Here is a 19213-nt window from a genome sequence, read left to right as displayed (position 1 = left end):
TCCCCATAAAACGGCCGACTCGAGGCCGGCCGTGAAAACAACCGCAGACTCGCGGCTCTCTATTGATGGCCCGGCGAATGTCGCTACCGGACCATGATCGTCAAGGCTTGCCGTGACGATGCGAATTTACTTCGCGCCCAGCGCCAGTTTGGCGACTTGTGGCGCAGGCTGGTAGCCCGGAATGACCTGACCGTCGGCCAAAACGATGGCCGGTGTGCCATTCACGCCGATCGACTGGCCGAGGGCGAACTGTTTGGAGACCGGGTTATCGCACTTGGCGGCCTTGATTTCCTTGCCGTCGACCATTTTGTCCATGGCCGCTTTCTTGTCTTTCGAGCACCACACCGCTTGCAGTTGCTCGTCACCCGGCGAGCCCAGGCCCTGACGCGGGAACGCAACGTAACGCACTTCGATGCCGCGCTTGTTCAGCTCAGGCACTTCGGCGTGCAGCTTGTGGCAGTACGGGCAGGTGGTGTCGGTGAATACGGTGATGTGCGACTTGGTTTCGCCAATGGCCGGGTAGACAACGGTTTCGGCAACCGGAATGGCGTTGATCAGTTTGGAGATGCCCTGGCGCTCGGTCTTCTCGGTCAGGTTGACCGGCTTGCCGTCCTTGAGATCGAACAGGTAGCCCTGAACCACGTACTGGCCGTCGGCGCTGGCATACAGCACACGGCTGCCCTTGAGCTTGACTTCGTACAGGCCTGGCAACGGGCTGGCGGTGATGGTCTCTACCGGCACTTCGAGCTGGAGGTTTTCCAGGCTTTTACGAATGGCTTTGTCGGCCGCGTCATCGGCGACGGCAAAGGTGCTGACCAACGCAATGGCTGCGGCGGCGAAAATCTGGGTCAGACGCATGAGAACTCCTGAAGACGGACAAATGGGACGATCAGAACGCCCGTGCCGAAACACCGGGTCATAAACGCCCATCGTGCAAACCGGCCCAGCCTATCACATAAGGCCCACATGGCCGAATGCACCTGATGCAAGACATTTGTGGCGACACAATCTCCTGTGGGAGCGGGCTTGCTCGCGAAAGCGTCGTATCAGGCGACATCAATGTTGTATGTGCCGGCCTCTTCGCGGGCAAGCCCGCTCCCACAGAAAAGCGGATCTCGGGAGATTCACCCGCGTGGATGATGCTTGGCGTGCAAATCCTGCAAGCGCGCCCGGGCAACATGGGTGTAGATCTGCGTCGTAGACAAATCGCTGTGCCCCAGCAGCATCTGCACCACCCGCAGGTCTGCACCGTGATTGAGCAGATGCGTGGCGAAGGCATGGCGCAAGGTGTGCGGCGACAGCGACTTGCCGATCCCGGCCACCTTGGCCTGGTGCTTGATCCGGTGCCAGAAGGTTTGACGCGTCATCTGCTCGCCACGCTGACTCGGGAACAACACATCGCTGGGACGCCCGCCGAGCAGTTCGCCACGGCCATCGCGCATGTAGCGCTCGACCCAGACAATTGCCTCTTCACCCATCGGCACCAGACGCTCCTTGCTACCCTTGCCCATCACGCGCAGCACGCCCTGACGTAGATTGACCTGCTCCAGCGTCAGGCTGATCAGCTCCGTCACTCGCAGGCCGCAGGCGTACAGGACTTCAAGCATGGCCCGGTCACGCTGGCCAATGGCTTCACTCAGGTCCGGCGCTTTCAACAGCGCCTCCACGTCGGCTTCCGACAAGGATTTCGGCAGCGGCCTACCCAGCTGCGGCATGTCGATGCGAAGGGTCGGATCGACGGCGATGAGTTTTTCCCGCAGCAAGTAGCGATAGAACCCACGCACACCGGAGAGAAATCGCGCAGTGGAACGAGGCTTGTAGTTTTGTTCCAGACGCCAAGCCAGGTGATCAAGGATCAGTTCGCGGCCAGCGTTGATCAGCTCCAGCCCTTTTTCCTGCAACCAGCCGTTGAACAGCGCCAGGTCACTGCGATAGGCATCGCGGGTGTTGTCGGAAAGACCTTTCTCCAACCACAGGGCATCGAGGAATTGGTCTATCAGCGGGTGATCGATGGCAGGCATGGGTACTCGAATCATGCAGCCTTGAGGCTGCACGCAAAATTAAGATTGGACATGAAAACGGCCGCTAGTCTTTCATAGGCCGCCATTTCAAGGAACAGGGAGCAGCAATGAGCGAGCAGCAGATTTTATTGGCATTTGGCGGGATAGGCGCGGCGGCGCTGCTTTGCCAATGGCTGGCCTGGCGCTTGAAATTGCCGGCGATTCTTTTTCTGCTGCTGACCGGCATCCTGGCTGGCCCCGTGCTGCACTTGCTCGACCCGCAAGAAATGTTCGGGCCATTGCTGATGCCGCTGGTGTCCTTGGCGGTGGCGCTGATCCTGTTCGAAGGCAGCCTGACCCTGCATCTGTCCGAGTGGCGCGAAATCGGCAGCGTCGTCCATCGCCTGGTCACGATTGGTGCCCTCTCCACCTGGGTGGTCATTGCTGTCGCCACTCACTGGCTGCTGGGGTTCGACTGGTTGCTGGCCATCCTGTTCGGCAGCCTGACCCTGGTGACAGGGCCGACCGTGATCGTACCGATGCTGCGCGTCGTGCGCCCGAAAGCGTCGATTGCCAATATCCTGCGCTGGGAAGGCATTGTCATCGACCCCATCGGCGCCCTGCTGGCGGTAGTCGTCTATAGCTTCATCATTGCCAGTGCCGAAGGTAACGGCCTCAAGGAAAGCCTGCTGACCTTCGGCGGCGTGATTTTGTGCGGGAGCCTGTTCGGTATTTTGGGTGGCTGGTTGCTCGGCACCCTGATTCGCCGCCAGTGGCTGCCGGAATACCTGCACAACCTGGCGGCGCTCGCGGCAGTCCTGGGTATTTTCATTGCCTCCAACGAGGTCACCCATGAATCCGGGTTGCTGGCCGTGACACTGATGGGCATGTGGCTGGCCAACATGAAAGGCGTGGATGTACGGCACATCCTGCATTTCAAGGAAAACCTCAGCGTGTTGCTGATCTCCGGCCTGTTCATTCTGCTGGCGGCACGGCTGGACCTGAACGCCATGATCGGCCTCGGGCCTCTGGTGCTGATTTTGCTGCTGGTCATTCAGTTCATCGCCCGCCCTTTGAATGTGCTGCTGAGCACGGCGGGCTCCAGCCTGGGTTGGCGCGAACGGGCGCTGCTGGCGTGGATTGCCCCACGGGGCATCGTGGCAGCGGCGGTGTCGGCAATCTTCGCCATTCGCCTGCATGAGGCCGGTCACCAGGGAGCGTTGCTGCTGGTGCCGCTCACCTTTGCGGTGATCATCGGCACGGTGGTGTTGCAAAGCGCCACGGCACGACCGCTGGCGCGCCTGCTGAAGGTGGCGGAACCGGCACCGAGCGGCTTTCTGATCATCGGCGCCAACGGACCTGCGCGCACGCTGGGCAAGGCCCTGCAGCAACTGGGCAGTCGCGTACTGTTGACGGATTCGAGCTGGGAAAACATTCGCGCAGCCCGGATGGAAGGCTTGCCGACCTATTTTGGCAACCCGGCCTCGCAACATGCCGATGCGCATCTGGATCTGGTCGGCCTCGGGCATTTGCTGGCGTTGTCACCGTCCGGGGAGTTGAACACCCTCGCCGCAATGCGTTTTCGCCATGATTTCGGCCATCAACGGCTGTTCGGACTGGCCAGCGGCCAGGAGAGCCGACGCACCGACAAACATCGCGCCAGCCATGAACATCGCGGGCGTTTGCTAGGCAATGAGGAGTTAACCTACATCAAGCTGGCCAATCAGCTGCATCAGGGGGCTGAGTTGTACAGCACGAACCTGACCGAGGGCTTTGGCTGGGAGGATTATCAGGCGTTGCATGGCGAGCGTGCGACTCTGCTGTTTGCTCGTGATGACAGTGGCTGGGTGCATGTGGTGACGCCGGACAGTGCGGTCAAGCCTTCAGCAGGGTGGACGTTGTTGGCGTTGATTCAGCCTGAAACCAGCGACGCTACGTAAATCGCATCGCGAGCAAGCTCGCTCCCACAGGGGATCTATGGCGTTCACAGGCATTGTGGTCGCAGAAGATCTACTGTGGGAGCGAGCTTGCTCGCGATGGCCGCAACCCGGTCTCGCGTCAGGCCGCGATCCGGAGAATTCGTTAAACCGCAGGCAACAAAAAAGCAGCCCGCAGGCTGCTTTTTTTGCATCGGAAGCTGGACTTAAGCCAGTTTTTCCTTGATGCGAGCTGCTTTGCCCGACAGGTCGCGCAGGTAGTACAGCTTGGCTTTACGTACGTCACCGCGACGCTTGACAGCCATGCTGTCGATTTGCGGGGAGTAGGTCTGGAAAGTACGCTCTACGCCAACACCGTTGGAGATTTTACGAACGGTGAATGCACTGTTTACGCCGCGGTTACGCTTGGCGATAACAACACCTTCGAACGCTTGCAGACGCGAACGGTCGCCTTCCTTCACTTTCACCTGAACGACAATGGTGTCGCCCGGGGCAAAGGTAGGGATCTCTTTGGTCATCTGCTCTGCTTCGAGTGCAAGGATGATTTTGTTAGTCATGCTGTGCTCCTAAGGTAAATCGTCGGATCTACCATCGATACGTTGTTAACTATCGTCCCGCTCGCGGATGTATTCCTCGAGCAGCTTCTTCTCTTCTCCAGAAAGCGAGCGGCTTTCCAGAAGATCGGCGCGTCGTTCAAAGGTCCGACCAAGGGACTGCTGTAAACGCCAACGCCGGATGTGCGCGTGATTGCCACTTAGCAATACGTCGGGAACACGCTGATCCGCATACACCTCCGGTCGGGTGTAGTGCGGGCAATCCAGCAAACCATCCGTAAAGGAATCTTCCTCTGCGGAGTCCGCATGCCCTAAAGCTCCAGGCAGCAGTCGTGTAACCGCATCGATCAGGACCATCGCCGGCAGCTCGCCGCCAGACAGTACATAGTCGCCAATCGACCACTCTTCATCGACATGAGCATCAATAAAACGCTCGTCAATGCCTTCATAGCGGCCGGCAATCAGGATCAATGCATCCAGATTCGCCAACTCGCGTACCGCCGACTGAGTCAGTTGACGGCCTTGGGGGGACAGGTAAATCACCTTCGCCGCCTCCCCGGCTGCTGCCTTGGCCTGAACCAGAGCATCTTCCAGGGGCTTGATCTTCATCACCATGCCCGGACCACCGCCAAACGGGCGATCGTCCACAGTGTGATGTCGATCCGTCGTGTAGTCTCGCGGATTCCAACAGGTGAGCTGCAAGAGCCCCTGTTTCACCGCCCGACTGGTGATGCCGTACTCGCTGATGGCGGAAAACATCTCGGGAAACAGACTGATCACTTCTACGCGCAAGTTAGCCACGCTTAGAAATCCGCGTCCCAATCCACCTTCATCTCGCCCGCGGCCAGGTCGACGGCCAACACGCATTGCTCCGTATAGGGCAACAGGCGTTCGCGATCATCCAGGCTGCCAGCGCAAGGCTTGACCACCATGACATCGTTCGAGCCGGTCTCCAGCAGGTGATCGATTTTTCCGAACAGTTGTCCGTGCGTATCGATGACCTTGAGACCTTCCAGCTGGTACCAGTAGTACTCGCCGTCGGTCAGTTCAGGGAACAGGTTGCGCGGCACGCAGATCTCATAACCGGCCAGAAGACGAGCTTCTTCGCGATCATCGAGACCCTTGAGCTTTGCGACCAGGAACTTGTCATTCCCGCGTCCGCTGACCAGCTCTACCTGCTTTACATTACCGTCACGCTTGAGCGTCCAGGTTTTGTAGTCCAGCAGGTTTTTAATCGGATCAGTAAAGGAGTACACCTTCACTTCGCCGCGAACGCCGTGAACAGAATAAATCTTGCCGATAACGATCAAATCATCAGCAATGGCTGGCGTCGCGTTCATATTGCTCAGGCCGCAGCCTTAGCAGATTCCTTCAACAACTGAGCAACGCGCTCAGAAGGTTGTGCACCAACGCTCAGCCAGTAGGCTACGCGCTCTTGGTTCACGGACAGACGAACTTCCTGACCACGGGCAACAGGGTTGAAGTAGCCAACCTGTTCCTTGTGCGAACCGTCGCGCGGGTTGCGGCTGTCGGTTACGGTCAAGTGGTAAAACGGGCGCTTTTTGGAGCCGCCAAGGGCAAGACGGATTGTTAGCATGTGAACATCGTTCCTGTAGTCGGTGCTGCAAATCTAAAGGCACAGCGGGCATGGGTGCCCGAAAGGCCGCATATTCTAAGGAATATCCGGACTTTTGCAAATGACTTTTTCCGGCGGTCTATCGGCCGCCATGCAGATTTGCTATAGAGCCGTCGTTGAAAACGGCCGGTCAGCTCCCGCCAAGTGCGGGTTTGCTGGAGATCCCGCTTCCTTGCGGGTCTGCGCCGGTGCGATGACCGGCGCGGATTCTTCTGTCCAGTCTCGCCAATAATGCTCATATTTTGGCGAGTGACTGTGGACCTCAGGCAATGCGCCGCGACGAGTCATAGCTGGCTATGGCGAGGAGCGGCAACGCAGCATGAGGTCCACAGGCGCCGCCAAAATTGAGCAGTATTGGCGTGACTGGACACTAAATCTTTGGCATGCCGCCGCCGGGCAACATTCCGCCCATGCCGCGCATCATCTTGGCCATTCCGCCTTTTGCAGAGAACTTCTTCATCATCTTCTGCATCTGCTTGTGCTGCTTGATCAAGCGGCCGATGTCCTGCACCTGGGTGCCGGAACCCATGGCGATCCGGCGCTTGCGCGAACCACTGATCATCTCAGGGTCGCGGCGCTCGGCCGGGGTCATGGAGTTGATGATGGCTTCCATCTGCTTGAATTGCTTCTCTGCCGCACCCTGGGCGTTGCCCATTTGCGCCAGGTTCACGCCACCCATGTTCGGCAGCTTGTCCATGAGCCCGCCGAGGCCGCCCATGTTCTTCATCTGTTGCAGCTGATCGCGGAAGTCTTCGAGGTCGAAGCCCTTGCCCTTCTTCAGTTTCTTGGCCAGCTTGTCGGCCTTGTCCTTGTCGAGGGTCGCTTCCGCCTGCTCGATCAGGCTGAGCACGTCGCCCATGCCGAGGATGCGCGAGGCGATACGCTCAGGATGGAACGGATCGAGCGCTTCGCTCTTCTCGCCCATACCGATGAACTTGATCGGCTTGCCGGTGATGGCGCGCACCGACAGTGCGGCACCGCCACGGGCGTCGCCGTCGACCTTGGTCAGGATCACACCGGTCAGCGGCAATGCATCGCCGAAGGCCTTGGCCGTGTTGGCGGCGTCCTGGCCGGTCATGGCGTCGACCACGAACAGGGTTTCGACCGGGTTGATCGCGGCGTGCAGGGCCTTGATCTCGCCCATCATCTCTTCATCGATGTGCAGGCGACCGGCGGTATCGACGATGACCACGTCGATGAATTTGAGTTTGGCTTCCTTGATAGCCGCTTGCGCGATCTCGACCGGCTTCTGGCTCAGGTCGGACGGGAAGAAGGTAACGCCGACTTCACCGGCGAGCATTTCCAGCTGCTTGATCGCCGCTGGACGATAAACGTCGGCGGACACGACCATGACCGACTTCTTCTTGCGCTCTTTAAGGAAGCGCGCGAGCTTGCCGGCGGTGGTGGTTTTACCAGCGCCCTGCAAACCTGCCATGAGGATGACCGCTGGCGGCACTGCGCTCAGGTTCAAATCTTCGTTGGCCGCGCCCATCAGGCTTTCGAGTTCGGCCTGGACGATCTTCACGAAGGCCTGGCCCGGCGTCAGGCTGCGTGACACCTCGGTGCCGACGGCGCGTTCCTTGACCGAATTGACGAAGTCCTTGACCACCGGCAGGGCGACGTCGGCTTCGAGCAACGCCATGCGCACTTCGCGCAGGGTGTCTTTGATGTTGTCTTCAGTCAGCTTGGCCTTGCCGGTGACATGGCGCAGCGTCTGCGAGAGACGGTCGGTTAAGTTTTCAAACATTGCGCGATCCTTTCAGGCCCTGTGTAGACCGGGATAATGGCGGCCCGGACCGGACTAAACGTGTGCTCGGCGAGCCTGCGGCGTGGGCAGGTCGCGGATTATAGCGAAGACTGCGGCCGGCGGACACCTCGCCGTCGGGTTGCGCGGTCTTTCGTGTGGCGGGGGTTCTATGCCAAACTCAGCGACTTTCGGGCTTGCCTAACAGGATTTATGCTCCCCTTGTCACCCAGCTTGCTAACTACTCTCGCCGCCGCCTGCTTGTACGCCGCTGCGACCATTTACCAGGGCACTCGCCTGGCGTCCGGCGCCAAGGTCAACAAACGCCTGCTGGTCATGCTCGGCGTGCTCGCCGTATTGGCCCACAGCGTCAGCCTGCTCACCCACCTGCTGACCCCGACCGGCCTGGCCCTGGACTTCTTCAGTGCCGCCAGCCTGATAGCCGTGGCGGTCATCGCACTGACCCTGCTGGCCTGCTCGCGGATTCCGGTGGAGAACCTGCTGGTCCTGCTGCTCCCGCTTGGGGCCTTGACCGTGTTGCTGGCGCATTTTGCTCCCGCCGGCACGGTACAGGTCATCGTTGAGGAGCCGGGCATCCTCGCCCACATCCTGCTTTCGATCCTGGCCTACGGCATGTTCACCATCGCGGTGTTCCAGTCTTTGTTGCTGCTGATTCAAGACCATCAGCTCAAGCACAAGCACCCATCCGGGCTGATCAAGAACTTCCCGCCACTGCAAACCATGGAAAGCCTGCTGTTCGGTTTCCTCTGGGCCGGCTGGACGCTGTTGTCGCTATCGCTGATTTCCGGCTGGCTGTTCGTAGAGAACCTGTTCGCCCAGCATCTGGTGCACAAAACACTGCTGGCCTGCCTGGCCTGGGTCGTTTTCAGCGTGCTGCTGTGGGGACGCAATCGCCTTGGCTGGCGCGGGCACAAAGCCATTCGCTGGACCCTGGCCGGTTTTTGCCTGTTGATGCTGGCGTATTTCGGCAGCAAGCTGGTTCGTGAATACATCCTGCATATCTGACGGGCGGCATTAATGGACGACTTGCCCATAGGGCCGATGCTCGCGGTAGTGACCCTGCTGGTTTTATGGTCAGGGCTGTTTACCGCCATCGAAGCGGCGCACCAGCATTTGCTGGCCCAGCGCACCGCAACGCGTTCCAGCGACAAACCGGTAGCGAAACTCAGCTTCCCACTGGCCAGCCTGATTTTTTGCAACACTCTGTGCCGTGCACTCGTGGTGGTCATCAGCACCTTGCTGGCCATGTTCACCTGGGCCGAGAACGGCCCGTGGGTCGCCTGCCTCGGAGCGGGCGCCATGTTGCTGGTGTTTTCCGACTATTTGCCACGCGCCCTCGCCACCCGCTATCCGGATGCGATCCTGGCCCAGGGCAACAACCTGCTGCGGTTACCGCTGAAAATCATCTATCCCGCGGCATGGCTGCTCAACAGCATCAGTCAGTTGCTGACGCGCCCATTCGCCCGTAAAGCCAAAGTGGTGCAACAAAGCGAGGACGAAGCGCTGACGGAGCGGCATGCGCCCTCCGAAACCGCAAGCCGCCCTCACCCGCTGCCAGGCATCCACGCGCTGGACAACATTACCGTCAATGACATCCTGGTACCGCGCAGCGACGTGGACGGCATCAATCTCGATGACTCCATCGAAGAAATCATCGAACAATTGCGCCACAACAAACGCACGCGCCTGCCGGTGTTCCACAGCGATATCAACCAGGTCGAAGCCGTCCTCAACACCCGACACATCCTTCATTTGCTGCCCGATGCGAGCCTGACCAGGGAAGCGTTGCTGGCGGCCAGCCACGAGCCGTACTTCGTGCCGGAAAGTACCCCGTTGCAACTGCAACTGCTCAACTTTCACAAGCAGCAGCGACGCCTGGGCATGGTGGTCGACGAATACGGCGAAGTGCTGGGCATCGTCACCCTGGAAGACATTCTCGAAGAAATCGTCGGCGAGTTCGAAAGCCAGCAGAGCCTGGACAATCCGCACATTCATCCGCAAGCCGACGGACGCTTGGTGGTCGACGGTGCCGCGTCCATTCGCGAGCTGAACAAGAGCCTCGGCTGGCACCTGCCCAGCGATGGCCCGAAAACCCTGAACGGCCTGGTGACCGAGGCCCTGGAGACTATTCCCGATAGCGCGGTGTGCCTGAAGATCGGCCGGTATCGCCTGGAAATTCTCGAGACCGAGGACAACCGTGTCACGCGGGTGCTGATCTGGCAGACCAGCTCGATGCCTGTGGTTATCTAAAACCCGACACAAATCCTTGTGGCGAGGGGGCTTGCCCCCGTTGCGCTGCGAAGCAGTGCTAAACCATGCAACTACTTTTCATCTGGTACACCGTGGCTGCCGACTTTACGACTGCTTCGCAGCCGAACGGGGCGGTGCGGCGTTCCGACAAGCCCCCTCGCCACAATGTCCTCGCAAGCCCTCTTGTTCGATCGTTAGCCACCTTCCTATAATCGAAACGCTTACCCAAGCCTCGCCGGCCCCGTGCTTACCCCGCACGTCGCAGCATCCGGCCTGTCCACCAGCAAAGTCCGCAACAAACCGACGACTGTTCCTACCTTGAACAGCGACCGTGCCTCCGCCCACATCCCTGGGTTCTCGACCATAATAATTCGCTCCACTGGAGCACATGACTGTCAGGGATAACCGCATGACGACCAGCACGACTTACAGCGACTCCACACCTGCGCAACCGACGAACTCCGCCACCCGCGTGGCCACCGCAAGCTTCATCGGTACCGCCATCGAGTTCTACGACTTCTACGTCTATGCCACCGCCGCCGCGCTGGTGATCGGCCCGGTGTTCTTTCCGCAGACATCCGGCACCGCCCAGATGCTTTCGGCTTTTCTCACGTTCGGCATCGCCTTCCTTGCACGCCCCTTGGGTTCGGCCCTTTTCGGTCACTTCGGCGACCGTATCGGCCGCAAATCGACCCTGGTCGCCTCGCTGCTGCTGATGGGCGTGTGTACCACGCTGATCGGCGTGCTGCCGGGATACGACAGCATTGGCGCCTGGGCACCGATCCTGCTTTGCGTCCTGCGCTTCGGCCAAGGCCTTGGATTGGGCGGCGAATGGGGTGGCGCGGCATTGCTGGCCACGGAGAACGCGCCGAAAGGCAAGCGCGCGTGGTTCGGCATGTTCCCGCAGCTGGGTCCATCCATCGGCTTTCTGGCGGCCAACGGCCTGTTCCTGACCCTGGCCGTGGTGCTGGATGACGAACAGTTCCGCTCATGGGGCTGGCGTATTCCGTTCCTGCTCAGCGCCGCACTGGTGATGGTCGGCCTGTACGTTCGTCTCAAGCTGCATGAGACCCCGGTGTTCGCCAACGCCATGGCGCGCCAGGAACGAGTGAAGATCCCGCTGTTCGAGCTGTTCGGCCAATACTGGGCGCCCGTATTGCTGGGAGCCGGCGCAATGGTCGTGTGCTACGCGCTGTTTTACATCTCCACCGTGTTTTCCCTGAGTTACGGCGTGGCAACGCTCGGCTACAGCCGCGAAACCTTCCTCGGCCTATTGTGCTTCGCGGTGCTGTTCATGGCTGCCGCCACCCCGCTGTCGGCCTGGGCCAGCGACCGTTATGGGCGCAAACCGGTGCTGATCATCGGCGGTGTGCTGGCGATCCTGTCCGGCTTCCTCATGGAGCCCCTGCTGACCCAAGGCTCGACCTGGGGCGTGGCGTTGTTCCTGTGCATCGAACTGTTTTTGATGGGTGTGACATTTGCGCCTATGGGGGCGTTGCTGCCGGAGCTGTTCCCCACCCACGTGCGCTACACCGGCGCCTCGGCGGCCTACAACCTGGGCGGTATCGTCGGCGCTTCCGCGGCGCCGTTCTTCGCCCAGAAACTGGTGGCGATGGGCGGATTGAGTTATGTCGGCGGTTATGTGTCCGCGGCGGCGGTGCTGAGTTTGATCGCGGTGCTGTGCCTGAAGGAAACGCGACATAACGATTTGAATCAGGTCGCCTGACAGATTGCTTTCGCGAGCAAGTCGGATCGCCGCACCGCCGCTCCCACAGGTTTTTTGTCGAACCACTATTTTGTGATCGACACTGATCCTGTGGGAGCGTGGCTTGCCCGCGATGGCGTCATTGCAGACAAAATACTCCCCGAATAACCACAACTTTTCCCCCACCCATTGTCACCTCGCTCTACGCGCATGGGCTCATCCCCGCTATACTTCCCGGCTTTTCCTGAATAAATGCCAATAGGGTCCCGCCGCGCATGGATAAGACCTACCAGCCGCACGCCATTGAAACTTCCTGGTACAACACCTGGGAGTCAGAGAATTACTTCGCCCCGCAAGGCGCGGGCGAGTCCTACACCATCATGATCCCGCCGCCGAACGTCACCGGCAGCCTGCACATGGGGCACGGCTTCAACAACGCGATCATGGACGCCCTGATCCGTTTCCGCCGCATGCAGGGTCGCAACACCCTGTGGCAGCCGGGCACCGACCACGCCGGTATCGCCACGCAGATGTTGGTGGAGCGTCAGCTCGAAGCCAAGGGCCAGAGCCGCCATGACCTGGGCCGCGAGAAATTCCTCGAGAAAGTCTGGGAGTGGAAAGATGAGTCCGGTGGCAACATCAGCCGTCAGATCCGTCGTCTCGGTTCGTCCGTAGATTGGAGCCGCGAGCGCTTCACCATGGACGACGGCCTCTCGGAGGCCGTTAAAGAGGCTTTCGTCCGCCTGCACGAAGACGGCCTGATCTACCGCGGCAAGCGCCTGGTCAACTGGGACACCAAGCTGCACACGGCGATTTCCGACCTCGAAGTGGAGAACCACGACGAGAAAGGTTTCCTGTGGAACCTGAAATACCCGCTGGCCGACGGCGCCAAGACCGCTGAAGGCAACGACTTCCTGATCGTCGCGACCACTCGCCCGGAAACCATGCTCGGCGACTCCGCCGTGGCCGTTAACCCGAACGATGAACGCTACAAAGCCCTGATCGGCAAATTTGTCGAGCTGCCACTGGTTGGCCGCCGCATCCCGATCATCGCCGACGATTATTGCGACCCTGAATTCGGCACCGGCTGCGTGAAAATCACCCCGGCCCACGACTTCAACGACTATGAAGTCGGCAAGCGTCACAACCTGCCGCTGCTGAACATCTTCGACAAAAACGCATCGGTCCTGCCGGCTTGCCAGGTGTTCAACCTCGACGGCACGCTGAACGAAACCATCGACGGCAAGATCCCGCCCGAATACGCCGGTCTCGACCGCTTCGAAGCGCGCAAGCAGATCGTGGCCGCGTTCGACACCGCCGGCCTGTTGGTCAGCGTTGACGATCACGCCCTGAAGGTGCCGAAAGGCGACCGCTCCGGCACCGTCATCGAGCCTTGGCTGACCGACCAGTGGTACGTGTCCACCAAGCCGTTGGCCGAACCTGCGATTGCCGCCGTTGAAGACGGCCGTATCCAGTTCGTGCCGAAACAGTACGAAAACATGTATTTCTCGTGGATGCGCGACATCCAGGACTGGTGCATCAGCCGTCAGCTGTGGTGGGGCCACCGGATTCCGGCCTGGTACGACGAGTCGGGCAAGGTCTACGTCGGTCGCGACGAAGCCGAAGTGCGGGCCAAGCACAGCATCGGCCCGGACGTTGCGCTGCAACAGGACAATGACGTTCTCGACACCTGGTTCAGCTCGGGCCTGTGGACGTTCTCCACCCTCGGCTGGCCGGAAAAAACCGAGTTCCTGAAGAAATTCCACTCCACCGACGTCTTGGTAACCGGCTTCGACATCATTTTCTTCTGGGTAGCCCGGATGATCATGCTCACCATGCATTTGGTGAAAAACGAAGACGGCACTCCGCAGGTTCCGTTCAAGACCGTCTACGTCCACGGCCTGGTGCGCGATGGCCAGGGCCAGAAGATGTCCAAGTCCAAGGGCAACGTCCTGGACCCGCTGGACATCATCGACGGCATCGAACTCGAAGCCCTGGTGCAGAAGCGCACCTCCGGCATGATGCAGCCGAAACTGGCGAAGAAGATCGAGAAGCAGACCCGCGACGAGTTCGCCGAAGGCATCGCCAGCTACGGCACCGACGCCCTGCGCTTCACCTTCTGCTCGCTGGCGTCCACCGGTCGTGACATCAAGTTCGACATGGGCCGCGTCGAAGGCTATCGCAACTTCTGCAACAAGATCTGGAACGCGGCGCGCTACGTACTGGACAAGGGCGAAGACTGCGGCCAGAACGGCGAAGCCTTTGAGCTGTCCCTGGCTGACCGCTGGATCATTTCGCAGCTGCAGCGCACCGAAGCCGAAGTGACCCGCCAGCTTGACCAGTTCCGTTTCGACCTGGCAGCACAAGCCTTGTACGAGTTCATCTGGAACCAGTATTGCGACTGGTACCTGGAACTCTCCAAGCCTGTGCTGTGGGACGAAAACGCACCGGTCGAACGCCAGCGCGGCACCCGTCGCACCCTGGTGCGCGTGCTGGAAGTCGCCCTGCGTCTGGCGCACCCGTTCATGCCGTTCATCACCGAAGAAATCTGGCAGCGCATCGCGCCGCTGGCCGGCATCGAAGGCAAGACGATCATGCTGCAACCTTGGCCAGTAGCCAACGAAACACGCATCGATCAGGCGGCCGAAGATGACATCGAATGGCTCAAGGGCCTGATGCTCGGCACCCGTAACATCCGCGGCGAAATGAACATCGGCCCGGGCAAACCGCTGCCGCTGTTCCTGAAGAACGTCAGCGCCGAGGATCAGCGTCGCCTGACCGAGAACGAAGCCCTGCTGAAGAAGCTGGCGCGCCTGGAATCGATCACCGTACTGGCTGCTGGCGAAGAAGCACCGCTGTCCGCCACCGCGCTGGTCGGCGAGATGGAAGTGCTGGTGCCAATGGCCGGCTTGATCGACAAAGGTGCGGAACTGGCGCGTCTGGACAAGGAAATCCAGCGTCTGCAAGGTGAAGTGCAACGAGTCGGCGGCAAGCTGTCCAACGCCGGTTTCGTTGACAAGGCACCGGCTGAAGTCATCGAGAAAGAACGCGCCAAACTGGCCGAGGCCGAACAGGCCCTGGGCAAGCTGGCCGAGCAGCATGCGCGGATTGCCAGTTTGTAACGGCAGATCGCAATGAAAGAGGGAGGCCGCTAATGGCCTCCCTTTTTCATGCCTGTCACTTTCTTACATCCAATGAAGATCCCCTGTGGGAGCGGGCTTGCTCGCGAAGAGGCCATAACACTCGATATAAATATCGACTGAAAGTCCGCTTTCGCGAGCAAGCCCGCTCCCACATTTGATCGGTGTTGCCCCACAGATGTGGGACAATGCCCGCCACTTTTAGCCATACCCGAATCGACCACCGCCATGACCGCCCCCCGCTCCCCCAAGCCTGCGCGCAAAAAGCCTGCCCCGAAGACTCCGGCCACGGCCGTCGCCCCGAAGGAAAAGGCCAGCCTGCACCCGCGCAATCGCCATCAGGGTCGCTACGACTTTCCGACGCTGATCAAAAGCGCTCCGGAATTGAAGAAATTCGTGATCATCAATCCGTACGGCAAGGAAAGCATCGACTTCGCCAGCCCTGAAGCCGTGCGGGTGTTCAACCGGGCGCTGCTCAAATCGTTCTATGGCATCGCTCACTGGGACATTCCGGCCGACTACCTGTGCCCACCGGTGCCCGGCCGCGCCGATTACGTGCACTTCCTCGCCGACCTGCTGGCCAGTGGCAATGACGGTGTGATCCCCCGTGGCGCCGCCGTGAAGGTGCTGGACATCGGCATGGGCGCCAACTGCGTGTATCCGCTGATCGGTTACAGCGACTATCGCTGGCAGTTCCTCGGTTCCGATATCGATGCGACCGCCATCGCCGCGGCGAAGGCCATCATTCAATCCAATGGCCTGAACAAAGCGATCCAGGTACGTCAGCAGAACAACTCCAAGCAGATCCTCACTGGCCTGCTGGAGAGCGCAGAGCGCTTTGACCTGACGATGTGCAATCCGCCGTTCCATGCCTCTCTGGACGAGGCCACACGGGGCAGCACACGCAAATGGCGCGCCCTGGGCAAAGCCGATCCGAAGCGCAAGCTGCCGGTGTTAAACTTCGGCGGGCAAGCAGCGGAATTATGGTGTGAAGGTGGGGAGGTGCGCTTCGTCACGCAACTGGTCAGCGAGAGCGTACAAGTGGCGCAACAAGTGCTGTGGTTCAGCACACTGGTGTCGAAGGCGTCGAACCTGCCGGCGATCCAGACCGCCTTGAAAAAGGTCGGTGCTTTGGACAGCCAAGTGGTCGAAATGGGCCAAGGCCAAAAGCAGAGCCGCTTCGTCGCCTGGACCTTCCAGACCAAAGCGCAGCAACAGGCCTGGCGTCAGGCACGATGGTCGAAAGCTACAGCCGAGTAAAAAGCCAGACGCACAAAAAAGCCGTGCCCGGATGACTCCTGTACACGGCTTTTAACAGACCTAGCGATTAACAGTGACGCTCAGATCTGTAACCACCAACTGCCTGACAACTTTCCTGCAACTTCGATAACAGGAAAGTTTAGATATCTTCGCTTTAACGTTTTGTACGAACATTCTCTGTGAACGCACAAGCTCGCGCCTCTTTGCTTTCGCAGTAATACTGACCATACCATTGCTCCCATGGTCCACTGGTATCAATACTTACAATAGTTCCCTCTCGCTTGTACCTCATATCCAGATCGCCTCCATTTTGCAGTTTGTAACCACAACGCAGAATCTCACCGGCAACAGTGCCTCTCTCGGCTGCTACGCGAGGCGCGAATATCGCCAACTCAAACTCGCCTATTGGCCCACGCCCGGTTTGCGAAACGCCGTACCATTCTCCGTCGCCACTTGCTGTCGGGGCTTTATAGATACCGGCTGCCAACTCCTTGATGTCAGAAGGACTCGGGCAGTACTCGGTAACATTTGCCAAAGCCTGGCCGGACACCAGAAACGATACGCACATCAACAACTGTTTAACTTTCATAAAAACGTCCCTGTAACCAACAACTGAAATTTGGTTTAGCTTATTACGCAAAGCCAAGCGCTACGCCTTATTGATACTACCGACCCAAGGCGCACACTCAACTATCAGTTCTGTAGGAACGTTCGTTTTATACAGAGAGAAATGTGCTATTTAGCGAAAACGACTATCCCTATCAGGTGCACGGGTAACAACTGCTTTCAAACAAAGGGATTATTCCAATAATTTACTTTGCGTAAACCGTTACAGCGCCCACAAAAAAACCGTGCCCGGATCGCTCCGGTGCACGGTTTTTTTTAACAAGTCTTACTTGTTAACAGCGTCGGTCAGGCCTTTGGCCACAACCAGCTTGATCACTTTCTTGGCAGCGATTTCGATGGCAGCGCCAGTCGAAGGGTTACGGCCAGTACGGGCAGGGCGCTCAGTCACTTTCAGCTTGCCGATACCCGGCAGAGTGATTTCGCCGCCGTTTTCCAGCTGATCGGCAACGATTTGGCCCAGTTGGTCCAGAGCGTTACGCGCGGTGGTTTTCGGCGCGTCGATAGCTTCAGCGATGTCGGCGATCAGTTGGTCTTTAGTAAGAGCCATGTAGTGTTCCTTCCCTATCAAATTCATATGGATTGCAGAGTGCAATGTCAGCCATCGAGCCCGATCTTCTGGATCTGGCACCCTCGGCGAAATAACCTCGGGATCGGGGTTATAGATACCGAAATCAGGGTTTGGTTCGACCTGACAAAAGCTGACTGCAGGCTTAACGCAGTGACTTCGCGCAAGACCGGGCAAAACTAGCACAGAGACGGGGAAATATCCGCCTCCAGCTACCCATTTGGTCAGCTTTATTGCTCTAAATCGGGAAAAAATCGCATAAGCGCCGCCGGTCGCCCGGGAATTGGCCTTCGCACCGCGCCAAAACCAGTGGTTGCGGTACACTGGGCGCTTTTTCGGGGGAGCGCGCCCTCCTCTCTTCATTCAGCCGAGAAGCCCATGCCGATCCGTCATTGCATCGTCCACCTGATCGACAAAAAACCCGACGGCACACCTGCAGTTCTCCACGCCCGCGACTCTGAACTGGCTGAGTCTGCGGCCATCGAGAACATGCTCGCCGACCTCAACGAAAGCTATAACGCCAAACAGGGTAAAGCCTGGGGCCTGTTCCATCCGGAATCCGGCGCGTTCCCGTTCAGCGGCTGGCTGAAGGAGTACCTCGAGGGCGGTCAGGATTTCACTGCGTTCAGCCGCGTGGCGGTCGAGCATCTGCAGAAACTGATGGAGGAATCGAACCTGTCGGTCGGCGGCCACGTGCTGTTCGCACACTATCAGCAAGGCATGACCGACTACCTGGCCATTGCCCTGCTGCACCACAGTGAAGGCGTGGCCGTAACCGACGAACTGGACGTGACCCCATCCCGCCACCTCGACCTTGGCCAGTTGCATCTGGCGGCGCGGATCAACGTTTCCGAGTGGCAGAACAACAAACAGTCCAAGCAGTACATTTCGTTCATCAAAGGCAAGAACGGCAAAAAGGTTTCGGAGTACTTCCGCGACTTCATTGGCTGCCAGGAAGGCGTCGACGGTCCGGGTGAAACCCGCACCCTGCTCAAGGCCTTCAGTGATTTCGTCGAAAGCGAAGACCTGCCGGAAGACGACGCCCGCGAGAAGACCAAGACCCTGGTGGATTACGCCAGTAGCCAGGCCAAGCTCGGTGAGCCGATGGGCCTGGAAGAGTTGTCGGGGCTGATCGACGAAGAACGCCCGAAGGCTTTCTACGATCACATCCGCAACAAGGATTACGGCCTCTCGCCGGAAATCCCGGCCGATAAACGCACCCTGAACCAGTTCCGCCGATTCACTGGTCGCGCCGAAGGCCTGTCGATCAGTTTCGAAGCACACCTGCTGGGCTCGAAGATCGAGTACGACGAAGAAGCCGGCACGTTGATCATCAAGGGCCTGCCCACTTCGCTCACCGATCAGCTGAAGCGTCGCAACTGATGCTCGGCGGCGTGCTGAAGAAATTCCTGCTGATCCTGCTGGTGGTCGTGGCCTATCAGAACTGGGGCAAGATCGAGCGGGTGTTCAATCCATCGCAAGTGGTGTCGGCGCAGACGCAGGCCAAGGCCAACGTTGTGCTCTACGCCACCGAATGGTGTGGTTACTGCAAGCTGACCCGACGCTTCCTCGATCAGAAAGGCATTGCGTACAAGGAGTTCGACATCGAGAAGGATGCTGCCGCGCGCGAGGACTATCAGGCGCTGGGCGGTGGGGGCATTCCGATCATCGATGTGAACGGGACGCTGATTCGCGGGTATGACCCGGATGCGATTCTGGCAGCGTTGAAGTAACTGTGGGAGCGAGCTTGCTCGCGATGAGGCCAACACAGCCA

At 59.3% G+C, this 19213-nt stretch carries 17 protein-coding genes; 8 read left to right on the top strand and 9 right to left on the bottom strand.

Translation table 11 applies throughout. From position 1 onward, the window contains the following. Nucleotides 1-126: 126 nt before the first annotated feature. Both dsbC and xerD read right to left on the bottom strand, forming a co-directional pair. Nucleotides 127-858, bottom strand: coding sequence for a bifunctional protein-disulfide isomerase/oxidoreductase DsbC (gene dsbC, locus KGB29_RS26815; RefSeq protein ID WP_057713416.1), 732 nt, complete (start codon nt 856-858; stop codon nt 127-129). A gap of 266 nt (nt 859-1124) precedes the next feature. Then, nucleotides 1125-2021: a site-specific tyrosine recombinase XerD gene (gene xerD, locus KGB29_RS26810; RefSeq protein ID WP_056853624.1), complete on the bottom strand. Its 897-nt coding sequence runs from the start codon at nt 2019-2021 to the stop codon at nt 1125-1127. Nucleotides 2022-2128: 107 nt separating this feature from the next. Here xerD and KGB29_RS26805 point away from each other — a divergent pair, with 107 nt between their 5' ends. After that, nucleotides 2129-3940 carry a cation:proton antiporter gene (locus tag KGB29_RS26805; protein WP_150814685.1) on the top strand — a complete coding sequence of 604 codons (1812 nt, stop codon included), beginning with the start codon at nt 2129-2131 and terminating at the stop codon, nt 3938-3940. Between the two features lie 203 nt (nt 3941-4143). Here KGB29_RS26805 and rplS read toward each other — a convergent pair whose 3' ends face one another. The 5 genes from rplS to ffh all read right to left on the bottom strand — a co-directional run bounded on the left by rplS (nt 4144) and on the right by ffh (nt 7874). Then, nucleotides 4144-4494: a 50S ribosomal protein L19 gene (gene rplS / locus KGB29_RS26800; protein WP_003175895.1), complete on the bottom strand. Its 351-nt coding sequence runs from the start codon at nt 4492-4494 to the stop codon at nt 4144-4146. Nucleotides 4495-4539: 45 nt separating this feature from the next. Next, entirely contained in the window at nt 4540-5292 is a 753-nt protein-coding gene (gene trmD, locus KGB29_RS26795; protein WP_007897583.1) for a tRNA (guanosine(37)-N1)-methyltransferase TrmD, read from the bottom strand. A 2-nt stretch (nt 5293-5294) separates the two neighbouring features. Beyond that, entirely contained in the window at nt 5295-5831 is a 537-nt protein-coding gene (gene rimM / locus KGB29_RS26790; protein ID WP_057713414.1) for a ribosome maturation factor RimM, read from the bottom strand. 5 nt (nt 5832-5836) lie between these two features. Further along, nucleotides 5837-6088, bottom strand: coding sequence for a 30S ribosomal protein S16 (gene rpsP / locus KGB29_RS26785; RefSeq protein ID WP_007972721.1), 252 nt, complete (start codon nt 6086-6088; stop codon nt 5837-5839). A gap of 409 nt (nt 6089-6497) precedes the next feature. After that, nucleotides 6498-7874, bottom strand: coding sequence for a signal recognition particle protein (gene ffh, locus KGB29_RS26780; protein WP_046041990.1), 1377 nt, complete (start codon nt 7872-7874; stop codon nt 6498-6500). Nucleotides 7875-8084: 210 nt separating this feature from the next. Here ffh and KGB29_RS26775 point away from each other — a divergent pair, with 210 nt between their 5' ends. From KGB29_RS26775 to rlmF, 5 genes are all read left to right on the top strand, one after another. Beyond that, nucleotides 8085-8897, top strand: a complete 813-nt coding sequence (locus tag KGB29_RS26775; protein ID WP_090457561.1) for an inner membrane protein YpjD — start codon at nt 8085-8087, stop codon at nt 8895-8897. Nucleotides 8898-8909: 12 nt separating this feature from the next. Further along, nucleotides 8910-10142, top strand: a complete 1233-nt coding sequence (locus tag KGB29_RS26770; protein WP_150814686.1) for a transporter associated domain-containing protein — start codon at nt 8910-8912, stop codon at nt 10140-10142. A gap of 409 nt (nt 10143-10551) precedes the next feature. Further along, complete coding sequence (locus tag KGB29_RS26765) at nt 10552-11868, top strand: MFS transporter (protein WP_150814687.1); 1317 nt, start codon at nt 10552-10554, stop codon at nt 11866-11868. Nucleotides 11869-12122: 254 nt separating this feature from the next. Continuing rightward, nucleotides 12123-14969, top strand: coding sequence for a valine--tRNA ligase (locus KGB29_RS26760; RefSeq protein ID WP_150814312.1), 2847 nt, complete (start codon nt 12123-12125; stop codon nt 14967-14969). Nucleotides 14970-15215: 246 nt separating this feature from the next. Then, nucleotides 15216-16247, top strand: a complete 1032-nt coding sequence (rlmF, locus tag KGB29_RS26755) for a 23S rRNA (adenine(1618)-N(6))-methyltransferase RlmF (RefSeq protein ID WP_150814311.1) — start codon at nt 15216-15218, stop codon at nt 16245-16247. A gap of 154 nt (nt 16248-16401) precedes the next feature. Here rlmF and KGB29_RS26750 read toward each other — a convergent pair whose 3' ends face one another. After that, nucleotides 16402-16836: a DUF3757 domain-containing protein gene (locus KGB29_RS26750; protein ID WP_150814313.1), complete on the bottom strand. Its 435-nt coding sequence runs from the start codon at nt 16834-16836 to the stop codon at nt 16402-16404. A gap of 303 nt (nt 16837-17139) precedes the next feature. After that, nucleotides 17140-17421 (bottom strand): HU family DNA-binding protein, encoded by a 282-nt coding sequence (locus KGB29_RS26745; RefSeq protein ID WP_007905514.1) that lies wholly within the window; start codon nt 17419-17421, stop codon nt 17140-17142. A gap of 396 nt (nt 17422-17817) precedes the next feature. Here KGB29_RS26745 and yejK point away from each other — a divergent pair, with 396 nt between their 5' ends. Beyond that, the gene (gene yejK, locus KGB29_RS26740) at nt 17818-18822 is read left to right on the top strand and encodes a nucleoid-associated protein YejK (RefSeq protein ID WP_008018580.1); all 1005 of its coding nucleotides are present in this window, start codon (nt 17818-17820) and stop codon (nt 18820-18822) included. After that, on the top strand, nt 18822-19172 hold the full coding sequence (locus KGB29_RS26735) for a glutaredoxin family protein (RefSeq protein WP_057713407.1): 351 nt from the start codon (nt 18822-18824) through the stop codon (nt 19170-19172). Before yejK ends, KGB29_RS26735 begins: the two co-directional genes overlap by 1 nt. The last annotated feature ends 41 nt before the right edge of the window (nt 19173-19213 follow it).

Origin of the sequence: Pseudomonas sp. BF-B-30, from assembly GCF_019956305.1 — a bacterium.
Lineage (GTDB): Bacteria > Pseudomonadota > Gammaproteobacteria > Pseudomonadales > Pseudomonadaceae > Aquipseudomonas > Aquipseudomonas jessenii.
Note: the sequence above shows the minus strand (reverse complement) of the source record. Positions and strands in the feature narration are given on the sequence as shown.

Coding starts and splice junctions, on each gene's coding strand:
- KGB29_RS26750 (WP_150814313.1), bottom strand. CDS start 16,836: ATGAAAGTTAAACAGTTGTTGATGTGCGTATCGTTTCTGGTGTCCGGC.
- ffh (WP_046041990.1), bottom strand. CDS start 7,874: ATGTTTGAAAACTTAACCGACCGTCTCTCGCAGACGCTGCGCCATGTC.
- rplS (WP_003175895.1), bottom strand. CDS start 4,494: ATGACTAACAAAATCATCCTTGCACTCGAAGCAGAGCAGATGACCAAA.
- KGB29_RS26745 (WP_007905514.1), bottom strand. CDS start 17,421: ATGGCTCTTACTAAAGACCAACTGATCGCCGACATCGCTGAAGCTATC.
- rpsP (WP_007972721.1), bottom strand. CDS start 6,088: ATGCTAACAATCCGTCTTGCCCTTGGCGGCTCCAAAAAGCGCCCGTTT.
- KGB29_RS26775 (WP_090457561.1), top strand. CDS start 8,085: ATGCTCCCCTTGTCACCCAGCTTGCTAACTACTCTCGCCGCCGCCTGC.
- dsbC (WP_057713416.1), bottom strand. CDS start 858: ATGCGTCTGACCCAGATTTTCGCCGCCGCAGCCATTGCGTTGGTCAGC.
- KGB29_RS26765 (WP_150814687.1), top strand. CDS start 10,552: ATGACGACCAGCACGACTTACAGCGACTCCACACCTGCGCAACCGACG.
- xerD (WP_056853624.1), bottom strand. CDS start 2,021: ATGCCTGCCATCGATCACCCGCTGATAGACCAATTCCTCGATGCCCTG.
- KGB29_RS26760 (WP_150814312.1), top strand. CDS start 12,123: ATGGATAAGACCTACCAGCCGCACGCCATTGAAACTTCCTGGTACAAC.
- KGB29_RS26735 (WP_057713407.1), top strand. CDS start 18,822: ATGCTCGGCGGCGTGCTGAAGAAATTCCTGCTGATCCTGCTGGTGGTC.
- rimM (WP_057713414.1), bottom strand. CDS start 5,831: ATGAACGCGACGCCAGCCATTGCTGATGATTTGATCGTTATCGGCAAG.
- KGB29_RS26805 (WP_150814685.1), top strand. CDS start 2,129: ATGAGCGAGCAGCAGATTTTATTGGCATTTGGCGGGATAGGCGCGGCG.
- KGB29_RS26770 (WP_150814686.1), top strand. CDS start 8,910: ATGGACGACTTGCCCATAGGGCCGATGCTCGCGGTAGTGACCCTGCTG.
- rlmF (WP_150814311.1), top strand. CDS start 15,216: ATGACCGCCCCCCGCTCCCCCAAGCCTGCGCGCAAAAAGCCTGCCCCG.
- yejK (WP_008018580.1), top strand. CDS start 17,818: ATGCCGATCCGTCATTGCATCGTCCACCTGATCGACAAAAAACCCGAC.